Origin of the sequence: Ligilactobacillus sp. MP3, from assembly GCF_024436335.1 — a bacterium.
GTDB lineage: Bacteria > Bacillota > Bacilli > Lactobacillales > Lactobacillaceae > Ligilactobacillus > Ligilactobacillus salivarius.
On the sequence record NZ_JANFQI010000045.1, the window covers coordinates 1 to 233 of the forward strand.

Here is a 233-nt window from a genome sequence, read left to right on the forward strand (position 1 = left end):
GCACGGCGACTTCCTACCCTCGCAAGAGGCGTTCCTCTAACTACTCTCGGCGTTACGAAACTTAACTTCTGTGTTCGGAATGGGAACAGGTGTATCCTTCGTGCCATCATCACCGCACTATTTACTTGAGATTTTATTCTCTCAAAACTAAATATCATTTACTTCTTTTACCGAAAACTCACGTTTTCTTTACTTGGTTAAGTCCTCGATCGATTAGTAATGGTCCGCTCCAT

At 42.9% G+C, this 233-nt stretch carries 1 rRNA gene; it reads right to left on the minus strand.

Annotated elements, in window-relative coordinates:
• Positions 1 to 117: ribosomal RNA gene (gene rrf, locus NOU10_RS09530) — 5S ribosomal RNA — on the minus strand.
• Positions 118 to 233: the final 116 nt, after the last annotated feature.